Here is a 26,155-nt window from a genome sequence, read left to right as displayed (position 1 = left end):
GCGTTGAGCGATCCCGGCTCTGTTACTTCTGACCTCAGTTTACTCGACTTCGGCCATGGTATTCAGGTACGCCCGCTCAGAGATGTCTGTGTAGGCCCGGCTCTGGCGCAGGTAGGTCTCCTGGGATTCCACGATCCGGGCGGACAGATCATTACGTTCAGCGGCTTCCTTCAGCAGCTTCTTGTTGGCATCGTACATGGCCTGGAAGATGTCTTCCGGGAACTGTTTGATCTGAACGTTCGGATACTGCTCTTTGATGTTGGCCCAGGCTTCGGCGTTGGCGTGCTGTGAGTGAACCAGCATGTCGTATGAAGCCGTGCGCATGGCTACTCGCATGATTTCTTGCAGATCTGCTGGCAGACGGTCCCACACGCGCTTGTTCACCAGGAACTGAAGTTCCGTGGCGGGCTCGTGCCAGCCAGTGTAGTAGTAATCGGCAATCTGCTGGAAGCCAAGACGCAGATCCAGCGCCGGGCCTACCCACTCAACGGCGTCGATGGTGTTTCGCTCAAGTGCGGTGTAGAGCTCACCCGGGGCGATGTTGGTTGGATTAACGCCAACCTCTGCAAACACCTCACCAGCGAAGCCCGGAATGCGCATTTTTAAGCCTTTCAGGTCGTCCAGGGATTTGATTTCCTTGCGGAACCAGCCGCCCATCTGAACGCCGGTGTTACCGCCGGGGAACGACAGCATGTTGTGGGGCTCATACACTTCCTGCATCAGCTCCATACCACCGCCGTGATAGAACCAGGCGTACTGTTCCATGGCGTTCATGCCAAATGGCATGCTGGTGAAAAATAGGGTTTCCGGTACTTTCCCCTTCCAGTAATAGGATGCCGAATGGCCCAGGTCATACTGGCCGGCCTTGACCATGTCAAACACGCCCAGCGGCGCTTTGTGCTTGTTGGCGGAATCAATACGGACGGTCAGCCTGCCGTTGGACATTTTTTCAACGGTTTCAGCAAAGCGCTTGGTGGTGTCGCCAAAAATCGGGAAGTTAGGGCCCCAGGTTTCGGCCATTTTGAGGGTGAATTTGTCTTGTGCGAGCGCCTGAGTGGCGGCAAAGGTAGTTGCCACAGCCAGCACAGCCGCGGAAAGAACAGAACGGATCTTCATTGCTCTTCTATCCTCTGGTTTTATTGTATTTGTCGTTTTCGATGGACCCGGTTCCCTGTAGGAAACCACCGTCCGGACAGTCTAGTTCAGATTAGCAACTACCGCGGCCGTTCTACAGCAAAAAATAACCTGTGTACGACATAGGTCTAAGGTCATTGGGAGGTGAGAAGTTCACACATCCTGCATTCGGCCGATCTGGCTGGCCATGCGCATGGCCTCGTGTTCCTCAAGGGATTTCAGGTCTTCCAGCAGGGTTTTGGCCTCGGGAATCTCGGCTTTACCGATCAGGTTGTCATACAGGTTCATTACCTGGTCGTGGAAATCGAAAATCTCACGGGCAATGCCGGCAAAATCCAGATCGTTGTAGTGCGTGTCGCAGGTGCGTTCATTCTCGATAGGTTTGTGCACGCCATAGTCGTAAAGGCGGGTGTTCATGGCTTTCGAATCGGCCTGCTTTTCATATTCTTCCACGGCTTTTGCTAGTAGTTGCTCGTGACGACTTATGTAATCAAGCAGGGCACTGGCTCGCTCATCTTTATTCAAGGCGGCAGATTCGTGCAGGCAGCGGCCCAAATGGGCGTGCAGTTGCCGGGTCCAGTCGATCAGGTCGGCAAAGGTTTTGATTTCCATACAGGTAAACTCCCTTCAAAATGAAGTGGTTCAACAATTTTCTGTAAGTCTAGACGATATTTTCCACCTTCCATGTTGGCGGTCTTTTGATCGGGATCAGGAGCTTGATGAATCCTTCAAAACCTTTTTATTTCCTGCTATCAGCCCCGTCCTGATTGTTCTTGAGGGCGCTCCGCCCTAATGACCGTGCGTGCTGTCGGCGTCGGCCGGTTGGCGCGCCATTGCCGGTAATAAGCCAGGGCTGGCTTCTCGATGCCGTAGTGCAGGACGGCGGCCAGGGCAATCGCCACCGCCAGTGCCAGCACCACCCCCAGTTGTCCCGGAAGGCCCGCCTGATAGGCCAGGTTGATCAGCCCATAGCCAATGTTCTGATGAACCAGGTACAGCGTATAGGAAATGCTTCCCAGCCAGAGCAGGCTTGGGCGTGACAGGACATTCAGGTAGCCTGCGACCGCCAGCGCGAAAATGCCGTAGCAGGCCAGCACGAAGATATTGAACGGCGCTTTGTAGGCGACCAGACAATGGCCGATGCTCAGGGCAAGCAGGGCGATATCGATGGCGGGCAAGCGGCGGTCATGATAGGCCCGGTAGATCAACATGCCGCTGATAAACAGTGGCGCGTAGCGAACAAACAGCAAATCTTTCAGCAGAAAATCCAGGGTGTCCGGAATGGCCTTCCACCAGATGACACCGGCATAACTGACCAGCACCCAGGCCCAGAGTACCGTCCGAATTCTGCGCCAATCGCCCAGGCCATAGAACAGCAAGGCAATCCACACGTAGAAGGTCGCTTCAATCACCAGGCTCCAGTAGGCGCCGTCAACGTGGGGGTAGCCCAGGTACTCATGCAACAGCGTCAGGTTCATCAGTGCCGCATCGAAGCTAACCATGCGATCCTCCGGCCCGAGCCAGTGGACCATCAGATAGGTGAGCGCAATGCCTGCCCACAAGGCGGGTAGAAGTCGAAAGGCGCGGGCCAGGGCGAACTGACCGGAAGTGCGCGTGCGTTCCAGAGTCATGAAAATGACAAAGCCGCTGAGCATGAAAAACAGGTGCACACCGTAGCGCCCGAAATCCAGGAAGCCGGGACTGCTGAAAGAGTGGTCATACAGCCGGTCGTAATAGGGCAGGTAATGGAACAGGACAACGCCCAGAGCTGCAAGGCCACGCAGTGCGTCCAGGGCAGTCAGGCGATTTCGGGCATCAGGCATGTTGAGCCGGGTTCCGTTGAGAGATAGCTGATAGTCTATCCTGCCGACTGTCAGTCGCCTATCGCCAGAGTATACGATTGCCTTTCCGGCCACTGACGTTTCGTTCATGGTGATTCGCCCGATCCGGAGTACACTTGAGGATACGATGAGTGAATGCGGTAATCAGGGGGCGAACAGGTCATGACAGTTGAACTGGGTGTTATCGAAGGTTTCTATGGCCCAATGTGGAGTTGGGCAGAGCGGGGGCGACTCATGACCTCGCTGGCCGCACATGGTTACAGCTTCTACCTGTACGCGCCGAAGGCGGACTCCTACCTGCGCCGTCGCTGGCAGGAACCCCATCCGGCAGACCAGGCGGCCGAGCTGGAGGCTTTTGCCCGTTTGTGCCGCCGTGAGGGGGTACGTTTCGGGGTAGGCCTGAGCCCGTTCGAGATTTTCAACCGGTTTGATGACGCCGCCCGGGAAGCGCTGGCAGCCAAGCTCCGGATGCTAGACCGGGTGGGGATTCAGGAGTTGGCCATCCTGTTTGATGACATGCGCTCTGAAGTGCCGGAGCTGGCCCGCACCCAGGCCGAGATTGTCCGCTGGATTCGGGATAACTCCAAGGCCACCACCATCAGCATGTGCCCGACCTACTATTCCGACGACCCGGTGCTGGACCGGGTGTTCGGAGAACGCCCGGCGGACTATCTGGAAACCCTGGGCGCCGAGTTGCCGAAAGAGGTCAGGGTGTTCTGGACCGGGGAGGAAGTCTGTTCCCGGGAAATCTCACCGGGGCACCTGAAGCGGGTAGGGGATCACCTGGGCCGTAAACCGGTGCTGTGGGATAACTACCCGGTGAATGATGGTGACCGGATGTCCCGGCATTTGCACCTGCGGGCCTTTACCGGCCGCCCCGCGAACAATGCAGCACATCTGGCCGGCCACGCCATCAATCCGGCATTACAGCCGGCGTTGACGGCGATACCCGCGCTCACTCTGGCGGAGTCTTACCGGCAGGGGCCGAACTATCAGTATGGCCAGGCGTTTCATCATGCCGCCCGGGAACTGTTGGGGGTAGACCTTGCCAATCAGCTACAAGCCGATCTGCTGGTGCTGCAGGATGCCGGGCTGGGGCGGATCAGTGATGAAAAGAAGCAGGCGCTGATCCGCACCTACGATGCCTTTGATCATCCGGCCGCCAACGAGATTCTGCGCTGGCTGGCCGGTGACTATCAGGTGACGGACGAGATGGTGCAAACCCAGTAAACGGACGTTACTCGAGGTAATAGTCGACGGTCGAGACCACACGTACCGTTTTCACCGGCTGCTGCTGTTCCGATACGCCCGGCGCCTGGTCCCGGGCCAGAATCTGGAACACCCCCTGATTGGCCCGGCGCAAACCGCCAACACTGGCGTTGGCATCCCGGGCGAACTGCTGGGCAGCTTCCCGCGCGGAGGCGGTGGCTTCGGCGATCATCGCCGGCTTGATGTCGTTCAGGCCACTGAACAGGTAAGTGGGGCCGCCGGGGCCGTAGTCGGTGGTCAGCAGTACGCCGGAATCCACCAGTTCACTGACGTTTTGGGCCGCCTGGCGAATGCGGTCTATCTGGGTGCTGCGCACCATTAAGGTCTGGTTGATGATGAACTTCTGTTCGCCCTCGCCCTGATAAGGGTTGGCGCGAGTGTCGGTGACATCCAGCCGTTGCAGCTCAACGGCGTTCTTGTCGATCGCCTGTAACTCCAGAAACGCATAGATGGCTTCGCGGCTACTGCGTGCTTTTTCCTGCGCTTGTTCCAGGGTGTTGCCCGTGGCGACAAATCGGATCGGCCAGAGTGCCAGATCGGCCTGCACCTCCCGTTCGGCAACGCCTTTGACGGTGACGTAGCGGTCCGACGTTTTCAGGCCGGTGAGCCCTTCTTTCAATAACGACGCAGAGAGAATAAGGCTTATGCCCAGGATAATGGCAACAACAACTTTCATGGTTCAGTCCCTTGTGTGAATCAACGTGCCTATTCTGTGATGCACTGGATCTCTGGTCCACTGCTAAAACGTTCCCGCATGGCGTTCTGCCGCCGATCCGTGTCCCGGAATTCCGGCGGCAGAGGTTGGATCAGATACAGGTAATCGCCCTTGTCGAGGTTGCCGGCCAACGGTGCTTGTCGTTCCTCGTCTGGCCAGAACACCGGGCTGATCACCACCACAGAAAGCTCCGGCGCCTGTTGTTTGAGCAACGCCACGGTGCCCAGCCCCTGCTCACTGTGGAAGGTGCCTGTCAGGTGCACTACCTGGTGGTCCGGGTGTTGTTGATGGGCTTGCAGGATGCGCATGGCCATGGTGTTGTCGCGCAGTAGTTGGGCGTTGTAGGTGTTATCCATGCGCTCGGCCATGGAGGGATCGCCCTGGCCGTGGCTGCCGCTGATGGCCTCGACAAACTTTTCCCGGTAGGCCGGCGTGTCCCGGAACGGCTGCTCAGGCAGCGTTTGCCGCTGGTCGGTGGGCAAACGTTCGAGATAGCCCGGGCCGGTGCGGCCCACGCAGCGAACCACATCGGCAGGGGCATTGGCGGCAACAACGGGAAGATCATGGCGCCGGGAAAATTCTACCAGCGGCCGGTAAGAAGCCCGGTAGTTGTCCCAGGCATTGGCGTCTTCGATCATTTCGGTTTCGCCGGTGATGCCCGCCAGATAACTGTCCAGCGCCGGCTGATAATCCAGGTTGAACTGCTCCAGGGTCAACACCTGGCGCGGACGCTGTTGGTAAAGCCGTTGTTGCAATTGGGCCTGCAGGAGGTGCGAGGCCTGGTGGCCATGATACTCGCCAATCACCACCACATCGGTGCTGGTCAGTGCTCGTGCCAGGTTGTCGATGGTGACTGGCTGGCTTGAATGGCTGTCGACCAGTACGCTGTCATACAGGGTTTGTGGTTGCGCGGGCTCTGTGCCGGACGGTTTGGGTAGCTGGGCACAACCGGTCGTTAGCGCCAGGCTGAGCGCCAGAACAGGGAGGCGAAAGCGTTCGGGTGAGGCCATCGGCGATGCTCAGTCAGGTTTGTCGGTGCGCCGTTCGCGCCAGTCTTCGCCCAGTCTCTGCTCGACGTATTCGCGGATAAACTGGCGGACTTTCTGTGACGGAGTGACATCCTCTGCTTTGCACAGTTCCTCAAAGACCGCTTTCTTCTCCGGATCGATCAGTAGCGTCAATCGGGCTGTTCGGTTTTCCTTAGTCATAAGTGGTAGTGCTCATGGCATGTTAATCACGTTAACATTGAATGTAATCGGCGTGAGCATATAATGACTAAGCTATCGCCGCAACCGGGAAGTGCCTCATGTCGCACCGCGCTCATCTGTTTTCTCTGAGGATTGCCCACGCCTTCCGTGAAGCCTGTGTGGATGAGCGTTATACCGGCGGCCGCTTCCTGAAAGACCTGATGGCCGGCGTGACCGTCGGCATTATTGCTATCCCCCTGGCCATGGCGCTGGCCATTGCCAGTGGCGTTGCCCCCCAGTATGGCCTTTATACCGCCTTCATTGCCGGTTTTGTGATTGCCCTGTTCGGCGGCAGCCGTTACAGCATCTCCGGCCCCACGGCGGCGTTCGTGGTGATTCTGTACCCCATTGCCCAGAGCTACGGACTGGGTGGCCTGCTGCTGGCCACGCTGATGTCCGGGGTGTTGCTGGTGATTATGGCGGTGATGCGCCTGGGCCGTTTTATCGAGTATATCCCGGAATCCGTCACCCTGGGGTTCACCGGCGGTATTGCGGTGGTGATCGCCACCCTGCAGGTGAAAGACTTTTTCGGCCTGTCGGTAGAGACCATGCCGGAGCATTACTGGGACAAGCTGGCGGTGCTGGCCCAGCAGTTACCGGCGCTGGATTCCATGAGCACACTGATCGCCGCCATTACCCTGGCGGTTATGTTGCTCTGGCCCAGGCTGAAAACGCCGGTGCCGCCGCATTTGCCTGCGGTGATTATCGGCAGCCTGCTGGCGATCTGGTTCAATGCCAATGGGGCTGCGATAGAAACCATCGGTTCCCGGTTCAGTTACCTGTTGCCCGATGGCAGTACCGGTGCCGGCATTCCCCCCTTCCTTCCCGAATTTGCCTGGCCCTGGCAGCAACTGAATGCCCAGGGCGAGCCGGTAGGCCTGTCCTGGAATATGGTGCGCGAGTTGCTGCCGGCGGCCTTTGCCATTGCCATGCTCGGGGCCATTGAATCCTTGCTGTGTGCCGTGGTGCTGGATGGCATGACCGGCAAGCGCCACAGCGCCAACAGCGAACTGATGGGGCAGGGCATCGGCAACATTGTGGTGCCGTTTTTCGGCGGTATTACCGCCACCGCCGCCATTGCCCGCTCAGCTGCCAACTATCGGGCCGGGGCCCAGTCACCGGTGGCTGCCATGGTGCATGCCTTGGTGGTGTTGCTGGCGCTGGTGTCGCTGGCCGGTATTCTGGCATACCTGCCCATGCCGGCCATGGCTGCGCTGCTGATCATGGTAGCCTGGAACATGAGCGAGGCCCCCAAGGCCATGCATCTGCTGAAAACCGCCCCGCGCAGCGATGTGCTGGTGTTTTTTACCTGTTTTGGCCTGACCGTGGCGCTGGATATGGTCATTGCCATTACTACCGGTGTCTTGTTGGCGGCGGTGCTGTTCATGCGTGAAATGGCTCAGATGACCAAGGTGACAGACATCAGCGATAACAAACGGGTAGTGCAGGCCGGGCTGCCGAAAGGCTGGCGGGTATTCAAGATCAACGGCCCGCTGTTCTTTGCCGCCGCTGACCGGGTTTTTGGTGAGCTTGCGGATCTGTCCCGGGAAACCCGGGGCTTTGTGTTGTACATGGATGGCGTGACCGTGCTGGATGCCGGCGGCCTGGCGGCGTTGAACAAACTGATTGACCAGTGCCGGAAAAACGGTACCGAAATCATGATCGCTGACCTTCAGTTTCAGCCCCTTAGGGCCCTGGCCCGGGCTGGGCTCAAACCGGAACCGGGGGTCAGCAGTTTTTATCCATCACTGGCCTCGGCTCTTGAAACCCTCAGTGCCCGCCGCAGTGCCCCGCAGATGGTCTGATCCGCTTACAGCGGCCAGTGCAACTGCAGGTTGCCGCCGCCAAACCCGAATTTGTGCAGGTAGAAGGTGGGGTTCAGGGTTAATATTGCCTCGTTGCTGGCGCTCAGTCGGGTTTCAATAGGTACTGCCAGCTTGCCGGTAAAGCCGGTGTGCTGGCGTTGTTCCTCCTCCTGTTCAAACGTTTGCCGGATCTCGGGCGCACTCAGGTAAATGCCCGGGCTGATGCTGGTGTTCTGGCTGGCGCTCAGGGTGATCTCGGCAAAGACTGTGGGTTCCCGGCGCCGAATACGTCCCTCATCGTTCAGCTCTCGTCCGAAATATCCGGTTTCATCCAGTTGCAGCCAGGCCACTCCAACTGTGGGGGAGAGCCGGTGCGGCACCAGGGTGGCGGAGCCCCGGGCTTTCAGATGGTCGCGCTCGAATCCGGTGGCCCTGTTTTCATCGCTCCGCTGCAGCGTGTAATCCCGCCGTGTGCGCTCACCTTCCAGGTGTAACCCGATCAGCCAGTCTCCGGTTTGCTGGCGGTGGCTGATGGCCCCGCGCTGGGTTTCGTTGCTGACGGCCAGCTCCTGCTGCTGGCTTATGAACCGGGAATCGGGGGACAGATTGAGCGATACCGTCGTGCCTTCCACGGCAGATGATCCCTGGTGATGCCACTGCAGGAAATAGGAACGGGGCTGCTTGTCGAAACGGTCGGCGGTATCAGTTTTTTCGTTGAAGTAATAATTCGGAAGAACTATGCTGCCGTGCAACCAGCTTTTGTCTGTAAATCGGTGCCGGGCACTCAGATAGATGTCGGATTCCGCCTTGTCGGAAAACACATCGCCTTGCAGCCACAGCTCCGTGCGTTCACCAAGATTTTGCCTGAAGCCCACCAACTGCCGCTGGTAGGAACCGTCGAGATCCTCGGCCCGCTGAATATCCAGCAGAAAGCCGTTCTGGTCATCACGAAAACCGAAATCCTGGCGGTAGCGGAAGTCGAAATACAGCCGGCGGCTGCTGACACTGCCGCCGGTACCGCGGATGCCGTTGTCCATGGCGGTCGGTAACGCCTGACGGTGATCAAACGTCAGTTCGTGGAGGAAGCGCTCGGTGTCATAGGCTTCATCCCGGCCCAGTACCACTGCATCGGACCTCCAGGGTTGCGGGATATGAGCATTGCTGGCGCTTGCGGTGCCGGAGAGGGTGATTGCCAGTGCCAGGATCATCCGACGGGAGGCAGGGCTTCGAGTTGAAGTTGTTGTCATGGATTGAGGTCACCTTCCTGACAGGCTTTGTTCTATCCTATGTCCAACACTGACGATTCGCAAAAAGGACCACCATGTTGCCATTCCGGGTTGTTGACCGTCTGAAGTTCATTGTCGAACGCCAACTTGTCAAAGGGGCAGGATTCCAGTTACTGGTTGTCGGCTTCTTTATTGGGCTTATTTCGCTGATCGGCGGGATGCTTGTGGTGCCCCAGGGGGGAGAGTTCGACGACCCGGGCTCGGCTGTCTGGTGGGCGTTTCTGCGGCTGACCGACCCGGGCTATCTCGGCGACGATGTGGGTACCTGGCAACGGGTGGTCTCCACGTTGCTGACTGTTCTCGGTTACGTGGTGTTTATGGGTACCCTGGTGGCCATCCTGACCCGCTGGCTGATTGCCAAGATGGAAGAGCTGGAACGGGGCCTGACACCGGTCACGCTTAAGAACCATTTTGTGGTACTTGGCTGGACAGCTCAAACGCCGCCACTGGTGGCGGAGTTGTTCAGCTCTACCGGTCGGATGCAGCGTTTTCTGGAGAAACATGACACCCAGAAATTGCGGCTGGTGGTCCTGGCGGAGGAGGCCAGTGCCGAACAGGTGCATCAGTTGGGGAGCGAGCCCGGCGTTGGGCGAAGGGCTCGTGAGGTGATTCTTCGCAGTGGCTCAGCGATTCAGCCAGATGCCTTGCATCGGGTAGCCTGCCTGGATGCCGCCGCAGTGATTGTGCCCAGCCAGGTTCACGATGCCGGAAGCTTGGTGACGTCAGATGTGGAAACCGTCAAGGCACTGCTGTCCATCGCTGCCCAGGCTCGCCATCTGAATGCGCCTTTGCCATTTGTGGTGGCTGAAATTCAGGACATGCGCAAGCTGTCGGTGATTGAGCGCGCCTATCCGGGTGCGGTTGAGGTGGTTGCGGGCGATGTCACCATCAGCAGGTTGATGGTGCAGAACGTTCTGCATCCCAATCTTTCTGAGGTTTATAACGAACTGCTGACCGCCGGAGAAGGCAGTGAAATTTTTGTCCGGGGCGGTGAAACCGCCGAAGGCTTGAGTCTGGGCGAACTGGCGGCCCAACGCCCGAACGCCATCGTTCTTGGTTTGTTGCAGCCCGCCGGTGGCGGCTGGAACGTCAACCTGCTGGCACCATCAGACACGATTATTCGCCGCGAAGACCGCGTGGTGCTGTTGGCCAGTGATTACGAGCATACGGGGGCAGACCCGAAAGCTGAACCGCTGCCTGTTATTGAAAGGCGCGCCGCGCAGGTGCACGCGACTGGCGGTTCGGGGGCTCACCGGGTGCTTGTGTTGGGCTGGAACCGGCGGGTGCCGAGCCTGGCCGAGGAATTTAGCAGCTATAAAGGCCGCAATTTCAAATTGGATATGGTGTCTGCCACCCCGTTAAAAGAACGCCAGCGGGAAATTGCCCGTTATGGCGTTGATCTTGAAGCCATCAACGGTCAGTTGCTGGAAGCTGACTACATGGTGGAAGACGATCTGCGAAAACTGAACCCCGCCAGCTACGATACGATCATTCTGCTGAGCAGTGACCGCCTTGGTTCCGGGGAAGAGGCCGATGCCCGGGCCATGGTTGGCTACCTGCAGCTGGAAGACATTCTGGCCGAGGCACCCCGGCGCCCGCAGGTAATTATGGAGCTGAGTGATCCCAACAACCGCCAGCTGCTCTATGGCCACCAGAGTGAGATGCTGATCAGCCCGATGATCCTGAGCCACGTTCTGGCTCAGGTAGCCCTGCGTCGCGAACTCCGGGTAGTGTTGGATGAGTTGTTTACTGTGGGTGGCGCCGAGATTCAGTTCCGCGATCCCCACGATTACCCGTTACCTGCGAGCGCGGATTTCCAGCTGCTTGAAAAAATTGTCGCCGCCGGCGGTGAGATCGCGCTTGGCGTATATCGGGCAAAGGCGAATGAATTGGGGCGGCACCTGCAGCTCAACCCTCCCCGGAGCGAGTGGTTGGCATTGGCAGAGCGGGATCAGATTGTTGTGTTGGCTTTAAATTGAGCAAGATCAGTCTTGGTCCCATCTTTAATGGGATAGTTGGTGGCTGGTGGTAAAGTATCGGTGTTCTGGAAGGGAATTAAGGAGGCAGCATGGATTTCAAATTGATTATGGTTTTCGTTGACCAAGAACGGACGGACATCGTGCTTGATGCGGCTCGAGATGCTGGTGCAACGGGTGCCACTATCATCAATAATGCGCAAGGACGAGGTCACAAGCCTCATTACACGTTCTTTGGTTTCGAGTTTATGGGAGCCCGAAGTGTTGTTTTGATCCTGGTTGAGGCCAGCCGCTCGCGGCGGGTCCTTGATGCTGTCTGTGCCGCGGGCAAACTTGATGAATCGAAAGAGACGGGGATCGCAATTGAGTTGGACGTTGCCCAGGCCGTTGGCTTGAAGGAGCACATTGAGTTTCTCCGTCAACAGCCCAAATAAAATCTTCACTGAGCCAGTCTTATGCTCCCCTGGTTGGCTCAATACCGGTCATTTCTAGCTGAAGGCTATCAATTTCCGATTGGGGCCCGAGAACTACTAAAACATCGTCAGAGGTCAGGCGGATATCCGACTCTGGATCTTTTACCCGATTGTTGTTTCTGACAAGGGCGGAGACCGCAATTCGGCTGTATGGGGCGATAAGCTGCTCAATGGTTTTGTTGACTCCGGGATCCCCTTCAAAAACGCGTATTGCGTGCAGTATCTCGGCATCCGGGTTCTCATCCAGAAGTGTGTCGACGTCGCTTCGGAAAATTTCTTTAAGCATCGGGTACCTCTTCCGCCTTTGATCCGCGAGATAGCGGGCTACCTTCCTTCCCGGTACTTTAAGCGAGAGCAAAAGGTGAGAGGCAATCAGCAGGCCGGTTTCAAGCGTTTCCGGTATAACTTCCGTGGCACCGGCGTTTCGCAACTCCTGTTCAAAGCGATCGTTATTGGTTCGTACGATGGTTTTGAGGTCTGGTCTGATAGATTGAACTATCCGAAGTGTCTGTAATGAGGAAGCGAGATCATTGTGGGTGATGATTAAAATCGAAGTACTGGCTAGCCCTGCATTCTCAAGAACTTCCCTGTTAGCACCATCGGCGCAGTAAACGGCATGGCCGGCGAGGCGCGCTTCCTGAACGATACTGGGATCAAGCTCAAGGCCCAGAAAGGGGATGCCCTCCTTTTCCAGAAAGGCGCCCACCACTTGCCCGGTTCGGCCGTATCCGCAAATGATCACGTGGTCGCCAAGATCGGATGGTTGCCCGGTTCCCATCAGTTCTTGATTGTCCACTTTGGATTTCTGAACAAACAGACGGTTGGCTAAATAGTCGCTGTGGTGCATCAGGAATGGACTTATAAGCATTGAGATTAGAACAGACATAAGAACTGTCTGTGCAATTAATCCGCCTATGGTTCCGCTCTCTATTCCGATGGTCAGCAAGGCAAACCCGAACTCACCACCCACCGAGAGCACAATCCCAGTCCGGAAGGCCGTTGCTAAATCGATTCCGGATAGGCGGGTAATGATTGTCACGATGAGCAGCTTGGTAATGATCAGAAAACTGGCGCCTGCCAGTGCCTCTGGCCAGATCTCAAGCAATACCTCAGGGTTAAAAAGCATCCCGACGCTAACGAAGAACAGCCCTACAAGAACATCTCTGAAGGGGCGGATGGTGGCATCGACTTGATGTTTGAATTCGGTGTCAGCCAGGATCATCCCGGCAAGAAACGCGCCAAAGGCCATGGATAAACCCAATGCTTCTGTAGTCCAGGCTGCGAGTAGCGATACGAAAAGCACGGTGAGTGTGAAGAGTTCCGCTGAGCGTCTCTCCGCTACCAGATGAAACAGTGGCTTTAGCAGATATCGCCCAACAATCAGTACCAGCACAAGTGCAATGCCGGCCTTGAGCAGGGCGAGCCCGAGTTCGCCAGTGATTTGATGGGCCGCTGCCACTCCCAGTACAGGAATAATGACGATAAATGGAACAGCCGTAATATCCTGAAACACTGATAGGGTTATCCCCAGCCTGCCGTGTCGGGACTGAGCTTCGTTTTGATCGGTTAACTGGCGAATAATGATGGTGCTCGAAGACTGGGCGAACACGGCCCCGATAACGAAGGCGGCAGCGGCCGGAACGCCGATTAGCCATGCGGCCAGGCCAACAATAATCGTTGTCAGGACAACCTGTGCTGTGCCCAGGCTGAGAATGGTGTGCCTCAATGCGTATATCTGGCTCACGGAATAGCTGAGGCCAATGGTGAACAAAAGAAAGACGATGCCATACTCGGCAATAATCCGGATGTAATGTTCAGATACAACGGGCCCAGCCGTATTGGCTCCCAATGCTACCCCAACGGCGAGATAGGCCAGGCTTGGCGGAATCCTCAATTTCTGAAAAAGAAGAACCACCGTAACGGTGGCTCCAAGTAGCATCAGAAGTTGTGTCAGAGCGTGTTCAGCCATAGTAAGGGGACCGGTTACTCAACCTGCTCAAGCAACACCGCCATAATGTCGTCCATGGTGACAAAGCCCAGCAGGTCATTGTCCTCCAGTACCAGGATGCGTTTTACCCGGTGTTCGGTCATCAGGCTGGCGACCTGGCGAACAGCGAGACTTTTCCCAACCGAGATTGCTGGCTTGGCGCAGGCGTCATAAACGTTCAGTAGGTCAATGTCACCTTCTTCGGCGACAACGGTCTTGAGCACATTGGTGTAGGTAATAAGGCCGTAGGCATCATTTGGGTGTTGTTTTTCGACCACCAGGGATTTCACGTTATGTTTCTTCATCAGGCTCAGGGCTTCCCGCAGCTTGGCGAAGGGGGAAACACAAACCACGTCGGTAACCATGACCTCTTTGACCAGTTTCATCTCCGGTGCTCCTTAGATATTTTCTTTTAGATGCTGTTCAAACTTCTGGAACTGGGACATATCAATGCCGCCCAGGTGTTCCAGCGGCAGAGTGAATACCAGTCCCTGGGAATCGTTTTCCGCCGGCATCAAAAGTTTTTGAATGGATTTGAGTATCTGCAAGGACAGGCCCTTTTCCAGAACCATCACCAGCACACTCTGGCTGCCGTCGTAGGTCAGGCCAAAGAAGGTCTTCTTGGCTGTGTTGCTGATACCCCGACCGGAAAGTACGGTAATGCCGCCGGCGCCCAGATCGCGGGCGGCATCTATGCATTCCTGTTCCTGCTCTTCCGGAACGATGGCGACTAGAACGGAAAACTTCATGTGTGCACCTCTCTGCGGTCTGCCCGCCATTGCATGACAATGGCGTAGAGCATCACGGTAACAATAGGAAAGATAGAAGCGAAAGCAATCAGGCCGAAGCCATCAATCAACACACTCCGGCCCTCGATATTGGTGGCCAGGCCAATGCCGAGGGCGGTCACCAGTGGCACGGTCACCTCGGAGGTGGTGACCCCGCCAAGATCGTAGGCCAGGGCCACGATATATTTCGGGGCCAGGGCGGTCAGGATGATGACCACCGTGTAGCCACCCATAATGTAGTAATGCATGGAGCCGCCAACAATGATCCGGTGCACCCCGATGCTGATGCCAACCGCCACGCCCAGGGCAACCAGAATGCGGATGGCATTGCCGTTGATTCGCCCGGAGGCGGCTTCTTCGGCCTGTTTGCCCACGGCCAGCAGGGCCGGCTCGGCCATGGTGGTGGCAAATCCGATCATAAAGGCGAACAGGTAAATGAAACCGAAGCGTTCCAGTGCGATCAGCTGTTCCGCCATGCTGGTGCCAATGGGGAACAGGCCCATCTTGAGGCCGACGACAAAGGCATATAGGCCCAGAATAACCAGCAGAAAACCAAACAGAATCTTCGGCGGATTGGACAGACCCCGGCGCAGGACGATGTACTGGAAGAACAGAATGGTCAGGATGATGGGCAGCACGTCCCTGAACATCTCCGCCAGTTCCAACAGCATTTTCAGGGCGCCGGAGATGGCTTCGCCTTCGTCCTGCAGGAGTATGGGGCCCGCTTCGTCGGATACGCCGCCGCTGTAAACCACGATGCCGTAGAGTTGCACGGTAATCATGGGCACCATGACCGCTAGGGCCACCAGGCCAAAGCCATCGGTGAGCGGGTTGCGGCCCCGAATGGAAGCGGCCAGGCCGATGCCCAGGGCAGCAATAAGCGGCACGGTAACAATGTTGGTGGTGACTCCACCGGAGTCGTAGGCCAGCCCGACAATTTCTTCCGGAGCGAACCAGGTGACGATGACCACGGTGATGTAACCGACGATCATGAACCAGTGCAGCGGGTAGCCGAAGATGGTCCGGAACACGCCGAGGGCGATCACCACGCCAACCGACGTGGCGACCAGAAGCCGGAGGGTGAGAGCGTCAATCTTGCCTTCGCTGATCTCCTGGGCCTGTTGGGCTACGGCAATCAGGGCGGGCTCTGCCACCACGGCGGAGAAACCCATGGCGAAACCAAACGAGAGCAGGATAGGTACCGACCCCCGCTTGGCAAACTGGTTGGAAAGGCTTTTGCCCACCGGGAAAATCGACAGCTCAAGGCCCTGAAGGAACAGGGCGACACCGGCAGCAACAATCAGGAGACCAATGGCCATGCTGAGTGTATTGTCCGGCATCTGCTGAAGTACGACCAACTGGAAGAACACAACCACCGCAATAATCGGAAACAGATTCTTCAGTGCGTGCAGCAGCGAGTGGCCGAAAGCGCGGATGTAGAACACCGGATACCTCTGTTACCCGTCGTCGCGGGGGCGTGATATTAATCAAGTGGCTGAATCATAGCATGTTATAGCGTGGCCAAAATGACCGGGCTCAAGAACGGCTCTGGTCTACCGGCTTATCCATTTTTGGTATTCACCAGAAAAATGCCGAAAATACACCATATAAATTTCAATTATAAATCGGAAAGCACTACAGTTACGCCCAACGTCATCCCCTGCCGGGTTGTATAAGCAGGTGGCTGGCTCCGGAAGCTGCTGGCAGCAGCGTTTCCGACCCTTTTGAACATAAACGTAGAAAGGATAGAGATCATGCCCTACGCACAAGACGTCGACCAAATCGCTTCGATTCTGAAGCAGAACCCGACCTGGAATGCCATCAACCCGAAGCACGCTGCCCGCATGCGCGCCCAGAACAAATTCAAGACTGGTCTGGACATCGCCAAGTACACCGCCAAGATCATGCGTGAAGACATGGCTGCTTACGATGCCGATTCTTCCCAGTACACTCAGTCCCTGGGTTGCTGGCACGGTTTCATCGGCCAGCAGAAGCTGATCTCCATCAAGAAGCACTTCGGTACCACCAAGCGTCGCTACCTGTACCTGTCTGGCTGGATGGTTGCTGCCCTGCGTTCTGAGTTCGGCCCGCTGCCTGACCAGTCCATGCACGAGAAGACTGCGGTTTCTGGCCTGATCGAAGAACTGTACACCTTCCTGCGCCAGGCTGACGCATGGGAACTGAACCACCTGTTCCGTGCCCTGGAAGAAGCTGAAAACGCTGGCGACAGCGCCAAGGCCGCTGAGCTGATCAAGCAGATCGACAACCACGAAACTCACGTTGTGCCGATCATTGCTGACATCGACGCTGGTTTCGGTAATGCCGAAGCAACCTACCTGCTGGCCAAGCAGATGATTGAAGCCGGTGCTTGCTGTATCCAGATCGAAAACCAGGTATCTGACGAGAAGCAGTGTGGCCACCAGGACGGTAAAGTAACCGTTCCGCACGCCGACTTCCTGTCCAAGATCAACGCGGTTCGTCTGGCGTTCCTGGAACTGGGTGTGGACGACGGCGTGATCGTTGCCCGTACTGACTCCCTGGGTGCTGGCCTGACCAAGCAGATCGCTGTTACCAACGAGCCGGGTGACCTGGGCGACCAGTACAACAGCTTCCTGGACGGCGAGTACATCGAAGACGCTTCCCAGATCGAGAACGGCGACGTTGTGATCAAGTCCAACGGCAAGCTGCTGAAGCCGAAGCGTCTGGCCTCTGGCCTGTTCTGCTTCAAGCCGGGCTCTGGCGAAGACCGTGTTGTTCTGGACTGTATCACCAGCCTGCAGAACGGCGCAGACATGCTGTGGATCGAAACCGAGAAGCCGCACGTTGGTCAGATCGCTGCCATGGTTAACCGCATCAAGGAAGTAGTGCCCGACGCCAAGCTGGTTTACAACAACAGCCCGTCCTTCAACTGGACCCTGAACTTCCGTCAGCAGGTATTCGATGCCATGAAGGAAGAAGGCAAGGATGTATCTGCTTACGACCGCGCCAAGCTGATGAGCGCCGAGTACGACAACACTGAGCTGGGCCAGCTGGCTGACGAGTGGTGCCGTAACTTCCAGCGTGATGCGTCCCGTGAAGCGGGTGTGTTCCACCACCTGATCACCCTGCCGACGTACCACACTGCGGCTCTGTCTACCGACAACCTGGCCAAGGGCTACTTCGGTGACGAAGGCATGCTGGCGTACGTTGAAGGTGTTCAGCGCAAGGAAATCCGTCAGGGCATCGCCACTGTGAAGCACCAGGACATGGCCGGTTCCAACATCGGTGATGACCACAAAGAGTTCTTCGCTGGTGAAGCGGCTCTGAAGGCCGGTGGTAAAGACAACACCATGAACCAGTTCGGTTAATCGACCGGTTCCGGTTGTCCGGCAGGCACGCGGTGCCTGCCAGCTACCAGAGACCCCGCAAGGCTTTTGCTTTGCGGGGTTTTGTTTTTTAACACGTCTGATTTTTGGCTATCTGCCTGATTCCCCGCCTTTCTTTTTCGTTTGTCCAAGTGTCGTTAAAACCTGCTGTTTCAGTAATGGAACAGGTCGTCCTGGTGTTCGCTCTGGTGCCGAGCAGCATTACTCCTAAAAATCTATATGAGTCAGATAGATAATGGCTGCTGGGTAAGGTTGGCACGGTAATCGCTCCAATACATGAGCGGGTCTGGACCTTGGCTTACCCGGTTGCTGGCGGGTTGGGTCGGATTCCTAAAAGCCAACAAACTCAAAGGAAATGACATCATGAATACCAAGAAAAGTCTGCTAGCAGCTGCCATCGCCATGAGCATGGGTATCTCCGGTTACGCTATGGCACAACAGGGAGGAGACGGCGACCCCAACAACAACGCCAATGACAATTCCTCTGCCAACACCAATTATTCCGGAAACACGGATTCCGGTAACGACAACTCCACCGACAACTCCGATAACTCGAACAATTCAGACAACAGCACCGATGTGTCTGATTCGTTCAAGATTGCCGATAGTGGCAACAACATGTCGGATAATTCCAACAACTCCGATAATTCGAACAATTCGGATAACTCCAATAATTCCGATAACTCGGATAATTCGGATAACAGCACCAATGTTGCCGACGCCTTCAAGATTGCCGATAGCGGCAATACCGATGCGTCTGATAACTCAGACAACTCCGACAATTCGGATAACAGCACCAATGTCAGCGATTCGTTCAAGATCGCAGACAGCGGCAACGACATGTCAGATAACTCCGATAACTCGGACAACAGCACCAATGTCAGCGACTCGTTCAAAGTCGCGGACAGTGGTAACGACATGTCAGACAACTCCGATAACTCGGATAACAGCGACAACTCGGACAACAGCACCAACGTGAGCGATTCCTTCAAGATCGCCGACAGCGGTAACACCGATAACTCGGATCATTCAGACAATTCGGATAACTCCGATAACTCTGACAATTCCGACAACAGCACTAACATCAGCGATTCGTTCAAAATTGCTGACAGTGGCAACAGTGACAGTTCCGATAACTCCACCAACGCCACTGATTCCTACAACACCGACAGCAGCGACAATTCAGATAACAGCACCACCACGCTGAATCTGTCCCTGGAAGTGTTCATGAACGATGCCGAGCTCAATGGCTCTGTATCGGGGACCAACGTCACCTACGGCAGTGCTAACGGTGAAAGCTCCTATGTGGATACCCGGGCCTCAAATGAGATTTCCGGTGGCTCCGCTAACTTCACTGGTGTCGGAGCCTTCGCCCAGAACGCGGGCGTGGGTAGCGTGACTCAGGCCAACGTCAGTGTGATGTCCAACCTCAACGCGGGTGGTGGCACCAACTGAGGCAATCAGGGCTGCTCCGGGTGTTGAACCGGGCAGCCCTGTGTTGTCGGGAGATGTGTCATGACAAGGTGCGTCACGCTTTTACTGGTGCTGGGCAGCCTGTTTGCCATAACGGCGAACGCGGGTGACTGGCCTGACGTAGAACCACTGAGTGCCGAACAGCTGGATTCCGCCAGCGGTCGCCAGGGCATCTCCATGCAATGGCAGCTGAACGAAACCCAGCAAAATGGGCTGGTTAGTGGCAACGTATTGTCCGGCCCGGTCATTACCGGCGACAACCGGATCAGCGACCACGCCTTCGACAATATGAACGGCGTCGCCACGGTGATTCAGAACAGTGGTAATCAGGTAGTCATACAGGACAGTACCCAGATCAACATACTCATCAACCATTGAAACCGGAGGCGGGCCATGGCGGGATTAAGACAGCTGATGACGGGTGTTCTGGCGACCCTGCTGTGGCCTTCGGCTTTTGCCGGAACCGTGTTGGTTCCCGGTCCCGGGGGCGATGTACAGGTCAGTGTCAGCAGTTTTCTGGACCAGCGATACCAGGATGTTTTCCGGCAACAGTACGATTTCAGCTGTGGCTCTGCAGCGCTGGCCACGTTGTTGTCGTTTCACTATGACCACCCGGTCAATGAACAGGAGGTGTTCGTCGGGATGCTGGCCGTCGCCGATGAAGACAAGGTTCGGCGAGAAGGTTTTTCCATGCTCGATATGAAGCGCTACCTGGAATCGGAGGGGTATCAGGCCGACGGATTCCGGCTGCCTCTGAGTGGACTGAGGGAGCAGGTGCGGGTGCCGGTGATTGCTCTTGTGACCCTGGGGGGCTACCGGCATTTTGTGGTTATTCGGGGCATCAGTGAGCGCGAGGTATTGGTAGCAGACCCCGCCCGGGGTTTGAAGGCCTACAGTCGGGCTGAATTTGAGCAAAGCTGGGATGGCTCAGCGTTCGTGATTCGTAGCCATCTGGACCAGGGGCGGTCCAGCTTCCTGGCAGACGGCCAATGGCCGGGGCTGGCCCGGGCACCGCTGTTCAAAGGTCTCAAGGGGCCGGGTGTTGGCCATAACTTGCCCTATTGGCCCAGCACACAGGAGTGGTGAGATCATGAGAAAGGGTGCCGGTCTATCCCTGGTTTTTCTGTTGGTGGCGCCGCTCGCCTGGTCCGACATGCGGGTGTCAGCCCCTCCGCTCAGCGATAGCGAACTGGCCGAATTGCGGGGCGGGTTTGTGCTGGACAACCTGGAGATTGCCATTGGCCTCGAGCAGGTGGTGGCGGTCAATGGGGATACCCTGGTGGTCAACAGACTGCAGATTCCCGACCTGAATCGCCCGGTGTCCAATGCCTGGAGTAGCCAGATGGAAACCGTGCTGTCCGCGAACGTTCCTGGCTTGCAGGGGCTGGAGCTGGTGTCTGGCGCTGCGGGTAATGGGGGGTGGATGACCGTGATCCAGAACAGCCTCAACAGCACGGTCATTCAGAACACCCGGCAGCTGAATATTGAACTGAACAACCTGGGTGGCGTCTATCGCCTGCCCAGAGACTCCGGCCTGCCTCTGATCCTGCCCTGATTGCCGGTTACAGGTTGATCGGCAGTTTCAGTGTGATCTCACTGTTAGGTGCGTTATCGGTAACGCCAACGGCTACTGTCAGGCTCAGGGTGGTTGCCGGTGATAACCGATGAGACAGGCCGAAGGCCAGCGAGCCCACCTGAATGCGGTCAAAATTGGCGGCGAACAGGTCGTTGTTGTGTTCAAAGGTGGTTTTACGAATCACCGAGTGATCGTAGCCGAGGCTGAAAGACGTCCGTTCGTTAAACGCAAAGCCCATACCGAATCCGAAACGGACCACATCTCCCGGATCGACGGTCCCCCCGTTTTCAAAGCCCTGCTCCTCCTTGATGGTCCACACGTAACTCAGGTTGCCAAACAGCACCGCGGGGTCTGTGGGGTAGATGAAAGATAGGCCAGGCTCTACCGACCAGAATCCGGACCCGGTCGGTCGCTCTGCCAGTTCAATGCCGATCGGATTGCCGCCGTTATCGGTGAGCACCCGTTGTTTGACGTCGTAGGGGCCGTCGCCGGTGGGTGCCTTGGCGCGGAACACGCCGATCAGATAGGGCCAGCCGTCCAGCCCGTCGTTGAGCTGGTAGCGTACTGCCAACTCGACATCGCCCAAGCCGTCACCTGACGATTCCCGCAGGGTATCCACCGGCGTGCCCTGGAAAATCTCCCTCTCCCGCAGGTCCTCCCGGATGCTCAGGTACGGTATCCGCACACTGCCCTCAAACCGGCTGGTGAATCCGTATTTCAGAGACACAGCACTGACGAAAATATCCCGTTGTATCTCGGATATATTGATCAGCCCAATCAGCAGTGCAGGGATGATGGTGTACCCCTCCACCGCCACGCGGGTGGCGTTGCTGTGGGCGTGGGAGAACGAAGGCTCGATGGTAAACCGGCCGGGGCGGGTGACGATACCCCGGTCGGCAGTGATCGAGGCAATATCCGTTGCAGAATCCTGGACGGCCTTTTGTTGGGCAGCTTCAGCGGTTGATCTGGGAGTTGCGTCGGGCTCCGGCGGGGCGGCGTTGGCGGTGGTTACCAGTGCTGCGGTTAACGCGATCAGGGTCAGTGGCTTCATGTTCAGTCTCCTTGCCCTCTTCCGGGGTTCAGGTTGATGCTGGAAGGGAGCTGCAGATTGTGCTTCTCGAGCAGCCGGTAAAACGACACCCGGGAAATCTTCAGTAGGCGAGCGGCGGCGGAAACGTTCTGGTGGGTAAGTGACAGGCTGGTGGAGATGGCCTGCTCCTCAGCCCTGGCTCGGAACGCCTCAAGGGTGAACCGGTCAGGTTGGGCAGGGGCGCCGGTTGGCTCCAGCCCCAGGTCTTCGGGCGTAATATGCAGTGACTTAGTCATCAGCACCGCCTGGCGGATTCGATTCTGCAATTCTCGGAGGTTGCCCGGCCAGCTATGGCGAGCCAGAGCAACCAGGGTGTCGCTTCCGATCTGATAGTGGCTGCCATCGCAGGCATCCAGCGCTCGGCGGGCCAGGAGTGGAATGTCCTCGAGGCGTTCTTTCAAGGTAGGCAATGTCACGCTCAGATTGCCCAGCCGGTAGAACACATCGGATCGAAACAGCCCCTGTTCCACCCTCTGTTCCAAGGGCACGCTGCAGGTTGCGATGATGCGGACGTTGACCTTTATCGGGCGGCTGGCGCCGACAGGCTCAATGATACCGTCCTGAAGGAACCGCAGGATCGCTGATTGCTGTTCCAGGCTTAGTTCATCGGCGCCGGTGAGGACCAGGGTGCCGCCATCGGCTGCAGTGATCCGGCCCATGCGCTTGTTCAGGGCGTGGGTAAAGGCCCCCCGTTCGTGCCCGAACAGCTCGCTCTGGGTTAATGAAGCGGGCAGGGCGGCGCAGTTTACATTGACCAGGACCTGCGTGCGCCGATCAGAATGCTCGTGGGCGAAGCGTGCCGCCGCCTCTTTGCCGGTGCCGCTGGCGCCGTAGATCAGCAACGGCTCGTTGGTGATGGAGAATTTGCGAACCAGGCTGCGTGCCATGCGAATGGCGCTCGAAGGGCCCTCCAGAGCGTACTGCTGATAATCACTGGCATGGTCGGAACTGGCCAGTGCTTCGGTCAGTTTCGACATGCCCCACATGTGGCCAAGACTGTCGGACAGGCGGTAGGGGGCGATGGGAAGGGTGTGGTAATCCTGGCAGAATTCCCGAATCAGTTGGCGCACCGCGGGGTGTTGCAGCTGATCGCGCCGAACCAGGGCGAGCCAGGACGATACCGGTAAAGCCTCCAGCCAGGGCGCGAACAACGGTAACCCGGCAAGCTCGAGATCGGCAATAACACACACACCCACCGCCAGCCCCCGCCAGTGCGGCAAAATGGCCAGGGATTGGGCATTGATATCAACCGGTACAATCGCCCACTGGGATGTGAGTGATGGCGGTACCGTGTTTTCGCCTGAATCCGCCGACAACCAGACGAGCGGTCGTTTCTGTTCCATAACCTTGCTCCTGCAAAGTGACTGAACAACCGACTGCTTCTCTTGGGAATCTTGGGGGAGCGAATGCGGAAACTGCTATAGTCGACCACGGCCCTGTGACCTGCTGATGGCTTTGTCATGCAGGCGGAATCCCTGACAACCAGGCAAGCAGATTCTGCACCAGTTCTCCGGGGCGTTGACAATACAGCGAGTTGGAGATGGGGCTGGGGCGCACTGACAAGCGCTCTGTAAGGAAAGCTGACATGTCTGGCCGAAGAGTGGAGTGGCGCCATGCTATCTGATCAATGGACGGTGTTTCTGATTCTGGGCACAACCCTCGCCCTGTTTATCTGGAACCGCCTGCGCTTCGATATCGTAGCCATGCTTGCCTTGCTGGCGGTTGCTGTCACCGGCCTGGTTGTCCCCGACCAGTTGTTCACGGGCTTTGGCCACCCGGCGGTGATTACCGTGGCGGCTGTGCTGGTGATCAGCCAGGGGCTGGTGAACGGTGGCGTGGTGGATGCCGTCGCCCGATTGCTTGGTAAGGTTGGGCGTAACGCCGTTCTGCAGGTCATCACCCTGACTCTGGTGGTGGCCTTGTGTTCCGGCTTTATCAATAACGTGGGTGCGCTGGCGCTGTTGATGCCCGTGGCGATCTGGATGTCGCGGCAGTCCGGGCGCTCTCCGTCTTTGCTGCTGATGCCACTTGCCTTCGGCTCTTTGCTGGGAGGCACCATCACCCTGATTGGCACGCCCCCCAATATCATTATTGCCAGTTATCGCGAAGCGGGCTCTTTCGGCCTGTTCGATTTTGCGCCTGTAGGGCTGGCCATTACCGTTGTTGGCATTGTGTTCATCGGTGTGATTGGCTGGCGCCTGACACCCAAGCGCGACGACCCGGCCAGTGGCGACAAACTGTTCAGCGTAGGTGAGTATGTTACCGAACTGAAGGTGCCGGAAGAGTCGCCCTTTGCTGGTGGCACACTGCACAATCTGCTTACCTCGGGCGGCACCGAGAAGAGCCTGGTGGTACTGGCATTGATTCGGGGAGAGGAGGTCTCGCCAGCACCATCAACCTTCAACGTGCTGAAGTTCGGCGATGTGCTGTTGGTGGAAGCCGACACCGAGAGCCTGCAGGAGTTTGTTGAGCAAACCGGACTGGTCCTTGCCAATGCGGTGAACGACGAGGATGAAGAAGGAAAAGAGTCGCAGCCAATGACACCCCGAGAGGGCACCGAAGAGCAGGTGGCAGCCGGGGACGTTCGACTGACGGAAGCCGTGATTTCACCATCGTCGCGTTTAATCGGGCGTTCCGCCAACCGTCTTAACCTGAGAGAACGCTACGGTTTGAACGTGGTGGCCATTGCCCGCCAGGGGCATCGACTAAAGCGGCGCCTGGCAGAAATCCGATTCCGTTCCGGGGATATCCTGCTGGTGCAGGGCTATGAAGACAATTTGTTATCGACACTGCAAACTCTGGGTTGCCTACCCCTGGCTGAGCGGGGCTTGACCCTCGGCCGGGAGAAAAATCTCTGGCTGGCAGGCGGGGTGTTCCTCGCCGCCATCGCGATCATCCTTTCTGGCCTGTTGACACCGCCCGTGGCGCTGGTGGCCTGTGCGGTGGCCATGGTGCTGGTGCAGTTGATGGATGCCGGCGAGGCCTACCGCGCCATCGACTGGCCGGTGATCGTGCTGCTCGCCGCAATGATTCCGGTAGGGCAGGCGCTTGAAACCACGGGTGGTGCTGCGTTGATAGCGGAGCAGATCCTGACGGTTGCCCAAGGGCAGGCCGCCTGGGTCGCCTTGACCATCATCCTGGTGGGTACCATGTTGTTGTCAAACGTGGTCAACAACGCGGCGGCTGCCATACTGGTCGCCCCGATAGCCCTCGGGGTGTCCAGCCAACTTGGATTGGCATCGGATGCAGTGTTGATGGCGGTGGCCGTAGGCGCTTCCTGTGCTTTCCTTACCCCGATCGGGCATCAGTCCAATGCCCTGGTGATGGAGCCTGCGGGTTATCGCTTTGGGGATTACTGGCGCCTTGGTTTGCCGTTGTCTGTGCTCGTGACGGTTGTCGGAGTGCCGATGATACTCTGGGTCTGGGGTTGACTAGCGTTCGGCCAACAGGCCCCGGAAGTAAGCCTCTACAAAGGTGGGCGCCACTTCAGCCAGCGGCCATTGCTCTGGATCGGCCAGCCAGTCAAAAAACAGTCCCAGCATTTGTGTATGCAGCAAGTATGCGGCCTGGGCGGGAGTTAGTTCCGGGTGCAGCTTTATCCGGTTTTCCGGGCGTCCCAGGATTTCCGTGACAAATTCTGTGGCTTCCCGGGCCAGTTCCCGGTGTTTGGCGATGGCCTGGTCGGATTCGTTGCGATGGAACAGGATCATGTACACACGAAAGTAGCGGGGATCCTGGGCGAGTTTACGAAGTGCGACAATGCACAGGTTTTTCAGGCTCTCAAGCCCCTGATCTGCTTCCGCCGTCTCATCCATCATCTCGCCCAGGGGCGCCCGTACCCGTTCCAGCATGGCGTCCAGAATGTCGGCCTTGTTGCGGAAATGCCAGTAGACCGCGCCGCGAGTAACGCCGGCCTTGCGGGCGATCTCTTCCAGCGAGGTCTTGGCAACGCCCTTGTCCATAAAGACGCATTCTGCCGCATCGAGGATGGCTTCCCGGGTGGCTTCGGCTTCGGCTTTTGTTTTTCGGGCCATGATTAATCGCAGTCATCTGATGGGAAAAAACCGAAGTATAAAGGAAATTAGTTTACATACATACATGGATGGATGTATTTTAGCGCCCTATTAACT

The 26,155-nt window shown here is 57.3% G+C and carries 24 protein-coding genes; 10 read left to right on the top strand and 14 right to left on the bottom strand.

All coding sequences use genetic code 11. From position 1 onward, the window contains the following. Nucleotides 1–39: 39 nt before the first annotated feature. The 3 genes from FIV08_RS16995 to FIV08_RS16985 all read right to left on the bottom strand — a co-directional run bounded on the left by FIV08_RS16995 (nucleotide 40) and on the right by FIV08_RS16985 (nucleotide 2,957). Nucleotides 40–1,116: a TRAP transporter substrate-binding protein gene (locus FIV08_RS16995; RefSeq protein ID WP_072676194.1), complete on the bottom strand. Its 1,077-nt coding sequence runs from the start codon at nucleotides 1,114–1,116 to the stop codon at nucleotides 40–42. Between the two features lie 171 nt (nucleotides 1,117–1,287). Continuing rightward, a complete protein-coding gene (locus FIV08_RS16990) occupies nucleotides 1,288–1,746 on the bottom strand; it encodes an ATPase (protein ID WP_106693906.1) in 459 nt (152 codons plus the stop codon). A gap of 140 nt (nucleotides 1,747–1,886) precedes the next feature. Beyond that, nucleotides 1,887–2,957 (bottom strand): acyltransferase family protein, encoded by a 1,071-nt coding sequence (locus FIV08_RS16985; protein WP_152439196.1) that lies wholly within the window; start codon nucleotides 2,955–2,957, stop codon nucleotides 1,887–1,889. A gap of 180 nt (nucleotides 2,958–3,137) precedes the next feature. Between FIV08_RS16985 and FIV08_RS16980 the strand changes: the two genes are divergently transcribed. Beyond that, complete coding sequence (locus FIV08_RS16980; protein WP_152439195.1) at nucleotides 3,138–4,205, top strand: beta-N-acetylglucosaminidase domain-containing protein; 1,068 nt, start codon at nucleotides 3,138–3,140, stop codon at nucleotides 4,203–4,205. 7 nt (nucleotides 4,206–4,212) lie between these two features. Here FIV08_RS16980 and FIV08_RS16975 read toward each other — a convergent pair whose 3' ends face one another. From FIV08_RS16975 to FIV08_RS16965, 3 genes are read right to left on the bottom strand one after another with little or no spacing between them, the layout of a single operon-like run. Further along, nucleotides 4,213–4,920 (bottom strand): SIMPL domain-containing protein, encoded by a 708-nt coding sequence (locus FIV08_RS16975; RefSeq protein ID WP_152439194.1) that lies wholly within the window; start codon nucleotides 4,918–4,920, stop codon nucleotides 4,213–4,215. A gap of 29 nt (nucleotides 4,921–4,949) precedes the next feature. Continuing rightward, nucleotides 4,950–5,969 (bottom strand): ChaN family lipoprotein, encoded by a 1,020-nt coding sequence (locus FIV08_RS16970; RefSeq protein WP_152439193.1) that lies wholly within the window; start codon nucleotides 5,967–5,969, stop codon nucleotides 4,950–4,952. A gap of 9 nt (nucleotides 5,970–5,978) precedes the next feature. Then, nucleotides 5,979–6,167 (bottom strand): CopG family transcriptional regulator, encoded by a 189-nt coding sequence (locus FIV08_RS16965; RefSeq protein WP_072676199.1) that lies wholly within the window; start codon nucleotides 6,165–6,167, stop codon nucleotides 5,979–5,981. A 98-nt stretch (nucleotides 6,168–6,265) separates the two neighbouring features. On the opposite strand from FIV08_RS16965, the gene dauA reads away from it, so the two are divergent. After that, nucleotides 6,266–8,011, top strand: coding sequence for a C4-dicarboxylic acid transporter DauA (dauA, locus tag FIV08_RS16960; protein ID WP_152439192.1), 1,746 nt, complete (start codon nucleotides 6,266–6,268; stop codon nucleotides 8,009–8,011). Between the two features lie 5 nt (nucleotides 8,012–8,016). On the opposite strand, the gene FIV08_RS16955 is transcribed toward dauA, so the two are convergent. Beyond that, complete coding sequence (locus tag FIV08_RS16955; RefSeq protein ID WP_152439191.1) at nucleotides 8,017–9,258, bottom strand: hypothetical protein; 1,242 nt, start codon at nucleotides 9,256–9,258, stop codon at nucleotides 8,017–8,019. Between the two features lie 74 nt (nucleotides 9,259–9,332). Between FIV08_RS16955 and FIV08_RS16950 the strand changes: the two genes are divergently transcribed. Next, a complete protein-coding gene (locus tag FIV08_RS16950; RefSeq protein WP_152439190.1) occupies nucleotides 9,333–11,276 on the top strand; it encodes a CASTOR/POLLUX-related putative ion channel in 1,944 nt (647 codons plus the stop codon). Nucleotides 11,277–11,365: 89 nt separating this feature from the next. Beyond that, nucleotides 11,366–11,707 carry a P-II family nitrogen regulator gene (locus FIV08_RS16945; protein WP_058092432.1) on the top strand — a complete coding sequence of 114 codons (342 nt, stop codon included), beginning with the start codon at nucleotides 11,366–11,368 and terminating at the stop codon, nucleotides 11,705–11,707. A gap of 19 nt (nucleotides 11,708–11,726) precedes the next feature. On the opposite strand, the gene FIV08_RS16940 is transcribed toward FIV08_RS16945, so the two are convergent. The 4 genes from FIV08_RS16940 to FIV08_RS16925 are packed head-to-tail and all read right to left on the bottom strand — an operon-like array spanning nucleotide 11,727 to nucleotide 15,966. Then, nucleotides 11,727–13,715 (bottom strand): cation:proton antiporter, encoded by a 1,989-nt coding sequence (locus FIV08_RS16940; protein WP_152439189.1) that lies wholly within the window; start codon nucleotides 13,713–13,715, stop codon nucleotides 11,727–11,729. 14 nt (nucleotides 13,716–13,729) lie between these two features. Next, nucleotides 13,730–14,119 carry a CBS domain-containing protein gene (locus tag FIV08_RS16935; protein WP_058092434.1) on the bottom strand — a complete coding sequence of 130 codons (390 nt, stop codon included), beginning with the start codon at nucleotides 14,117–14,119 and terminating at the stop codon, nucleotides 13,730–13,732. Between the two features lie 12 nt (nucleotides 14,120–14,131). Then, the gene (locus tag FIV08_RS16930) at nucleotides 14,132–14,482 is read right to left on the bottom strand and encodes a transcriptional regulator (protein WP_152439188.1); all 351 of its coding nucleotides are present in this window, start codon (nucleotides 14,480–14,482) and stop codon (nucleotides 14,132–14,134) included. Next, on the bottom strand, nucleotides 14,479–15,966 hold the full coding sequence (locus FIV08_RS16925; protein WP_152439187.1) for a DUF1538 domain-containing protein: 1,488 nt from the start codon (nucleotides 15,964–15,966) through the stop codon (nucleotides 14,479–14,481). Before FIV08_RS16925 ends, FIV08_RS16930 begins: the two co-directional genes overlap by 4 nt. Nucleotides 15,967–16,275: 309 nt before the next feature. Here FIV08_RS16925 and FIV08_RS16920 point away from each other — a divergent pair, with 309 nt between their 5' ends. From FIV08_RS16920 to FIV08_RS16900, 5 genes are all read left to right on the top strand, one after another. Then, nucleotides 16,276–17,868 carry an isocitrate lyase gene (locus FIV08_RS16920; RefSeq protein ID WP_058092437.1) on the top strand — a complete coding sequence of 531 codons (1,593 nt, stop codon included), beginning with the start codon at nucleotides 16,276–16,278 and terminating at the stop codon, nucleotides 17,866–17,868. A 381-nt stretch (nucleotides 17,869–18,249) separates the two neighbouring features. Continuing rightward, nucleotides 18,250–19,341, top strand: a complete 1,092-nt coding sequence (locus tag FIV08_RS16915) for a hypothetical protein (RefSeq protein ID WP_058092438.1) — start codon at nucleotides 18,250–18,252, stop codon at nucleotides 19,339–19,341. A gap of 60 nt (nucleotides 19,342–19,401) precedes the next feature. Then, nucleotides 19,402–19,737, top strand: a complete 336-nt coding sequence (locus tag FIV08_RS16910) for a hypothetical protein (protein WP_058092439.1) — start codon at nucleotides 19,402–19,404, stop codon at nucleotides 19,735–19,737. Between the two features lie 15 nt (nucleotides 19,738–19,752). Then, nucleotides 19,753–20,445 (top strand): C39 family peptidase, encoded by a 693-nt coding sequence (locus FIV08_RS16905; protein WP_152439186.1) that lies wholly within the window; start codon nucleotides 19,753–19,755, stop codon nucleotides 20,443–20,445. 4 nt (nucleotides 20,446–20,449) lie between these two features. Continuing rightward, nucleotides 20,450–20,914, top strand: a complete 465-nt coding sequence (locus FIV08_RS16900) for a hypothetical protein (protein ID WP_228715447.1) — start codon at nucleotides 20,450–20,452, stop codon at nucleotides 20,912–20,914. Nucleotides 20,915–20,921: 7 nt separating this feature from the next. Here FIV08_RS16900 and FIV08_RS16895 read toward each other — a convergent pair whose 3' ends face one another. Beyond that, nucleotides 20,922–21,986 carry a transporter gene (locus tag FIV08_RS16895; protein WP_152439185.1) on the bottom strand — a complete coding sequence of 355 codons (1,065 nt, stop codon included), beginning with the start codon at nucleotides 21,984–21,986 and terminating at the stop codon, nucleotides 20,922–20,924. Nucleotides 21,987–21,988: 2 nt separating this feature from the next. Then, nucleotides 21,989–23,368, bottom strand: a complete 1,380-nt coding sequence (locus FIV08_RS16890; RefSeq protein ID WP_152439184.1) for a sigma-54-dependent transcriptional regulator — start codon at nucleotides 23,366–23,368, stop codon at nucleotides 21,989–21,991. Between the two features lie 270 nt (nucleotides 23,369–23,638). On the opposite strand from FIV08_RS16890, the gene FIV08_RS16885 reads away from it, so the two are divergent. After that, the gene (locus FIV08_RS16885; protein WP_152439183.1) at nucleotides 23,639–25,456 is read left to right on the top strand and encodes an SLC13 family permease; all 1,818 of its coding nucleotides are present in this window, start codon (nucleotides 23,639–23,641) and stop codon (nucleotides 25,454–25,456) included. Here FIV08_RS16885 and FIV08_RS19950 read toward each other — a convergent pair whose 3' ends face one another. Next, nucleotides 25,457–26,059 (bottom strand): TetR family transcriptional regulator, encoded by a 603-nt coding sequence (locus FIV08_RS19950; protein WP_152439182.1) that lies wholly within the window; start codon nucleotides 26,057–26,059, stop codon nucleotides 25,457–25,459. Nucleotides 26,060–26,155: the final 96 nt, after the last annotated feature.

This window comes from Marinobacter sp. THAF197a (assembly GCF_009363275.1).
Taxonomy (GTDB): domain Bacteria; phylum Pseudomonadota; class Gammaproteobacteria; order Pseudomonadales; family Oleiphilaceae; genus Marinobacter.
The sequence above is the reverse complement of the archived record's forward strand: the minus strand, read 5'-3'. Positions and strand labels throughout refer to the sequence as shown.

Coding starts and splice junctions, on each gene's coding strand:
- FIV08_RS16985 (WP_152439196.1), bottom strand. CDS start 2,957: ATGCCTGATGCCCGAAATCGCCTGACTGCCCTGGACGCACTGCGTGGC.
- FIV08_RS16965 (WP_072676199.1), bottom strand. CDS start 6,167: ATGACTAAGGAAAACCGAACAGCCCGATTGACGCTACTGATCGATCCG.
- FIV08_RS16945 (WP_058092432.1), top strand. CDS start 11,366: ATGGATTTCAAATTGATTATGGTTTTCGTTGACCAAGAACGGACGGAC.
- FIV08_RS16930 (WP_152439188.1), bottom strand. CDS start 14,482: ATGAAGTTTTCCGTTCTAGTCGCCATCGTTCCGGAAGAGCAGGAACAG.
- FIV08_RS16915 (WP_058092438.1), top strand. CDS start 18,250: ATGAATACCAAGAAAAGTCTGCTAGCAGCTGCCATCGCCATGAGCATG.
- FIV08_RS16895 (WP_152439185.1), bottom strand. CDS start 21,986: ATGAAGCCACTGACCCTGATCGCGTTAACCGCAGCACTGGTAACCACC.
- FIV08_RS16920 (WP_058092437.1), top strand. CDS start 16,276: ATGCCCTACGCACAAGACGTCGACCAAATCGCTTCGATTCTGAAGCAG.
- FIV08_RS16910 (WP_058092439.1), top strand. CDS start 19,402: ATGACAAGGTGCGTCACGCTTTTACTGGTGCTGGGCAGCCTGTTTGCC.
- FIV08_RS19950 (WP_152439182.1), bottom strand. CDS start 26,059: ATGGCCCGAAAAACAAAAGCCGAAGCCGAAGCCACCCGGGAAGCCATC.
- FIV08_RS16905 (WP_152439186.1), top strand. CDS start 19,753: ATGGCGGGATTAAGACAGCTGATGACGGGTGTTCTGGCGACCCTGCTG.
- FIV08_RS16890 (WP_152439184.1), bottom strand. CDS start 23,368: ATGGAACAGAAACGACCGCTCGTCTGGTTGTCGGCGGATTCAGGCGAA.
- FIV08_RS16950 (WP_152439190.1), top strand. CDS start 9,333: ATGTTGCCATTCCGGGTTGTTGACCGTCTGAAGTTCATTGTCGAACGC.
- FIV08_RS16885 (WP_152439183.1), top strand. CDS start 23,639: ATGCTATCTGATCAATGGACGGTGTTTCTGATTCTGGGCACAACCCTC.
- FIV08_RS16980 (WP_152439195.1), top strand. CDS start 3,138: ATGACAGTTGAACTGGGTGTTATCGAAGGTTTCTATGGCCCAATGTGG.
- FIV08_RS16975 (WP_152439194.1), bottom strand. CDS start 4,920: ATGAAAGTTGTTGTTGCCATTATCCTGGGCATAAGCCTTATTCTCTCT.
- FIV08_RS16990 (WP_106693906.1), bottom strand. CDS start 1,746: ATGGAAATCAAAACCTTTGCCGACCTGATCGACTGGACCCGGCAACTG.
- FIV08_RS16955 (WP_152439191.1), bottom strand. CDS start 9,258: ATGACAACAACTTCAACTCGAAGCCCTGCCTCCCGTCGGATGATCCTG.
- FIV08_RS16995 (WP_072676194.1), bottom strand. CDS start 1,116: ATGAAGATCCGTTCTGTTCTTTCCGCGGCTGTGCTGGCTGTGGCAACT.
- dauA (WP_152439192.1), top strand. CDS start 6,266: ATGTCGCACCGCGCTCATCTGTTTTCTCTGAGGATTGCCCACGCCTTC.
- FIV08_RS16940 (WP_152439189.1), bottom strand. CDS start 13,715: ATGGCTGAACACGCTCTGACACAACTTCTGATGCTACTTGGAGCCACC.
- FIV08_RS16970 (WP_152439193.1), bottom strand. CDS start 5,969: ATGGCCTCACCCGAACGCTTTCGCCTCCCTGTTCTGGCGCTCAGCCTG.
- FIV08_RS16900 (WP_228715447.1), top strand. CDS start 20,450: ATGAGAAAGGGTGCCGGTCTATCCCTGGTTTTTCTGTTGGTGGCGCCG.
- FIV08_RS16935 (WP_058092434.1), bottom strand. CDS start 14,119: ATGAAACTGGTCAAAGAGGTCATGGTTACCGACGTGGTTTGTGTTTCC.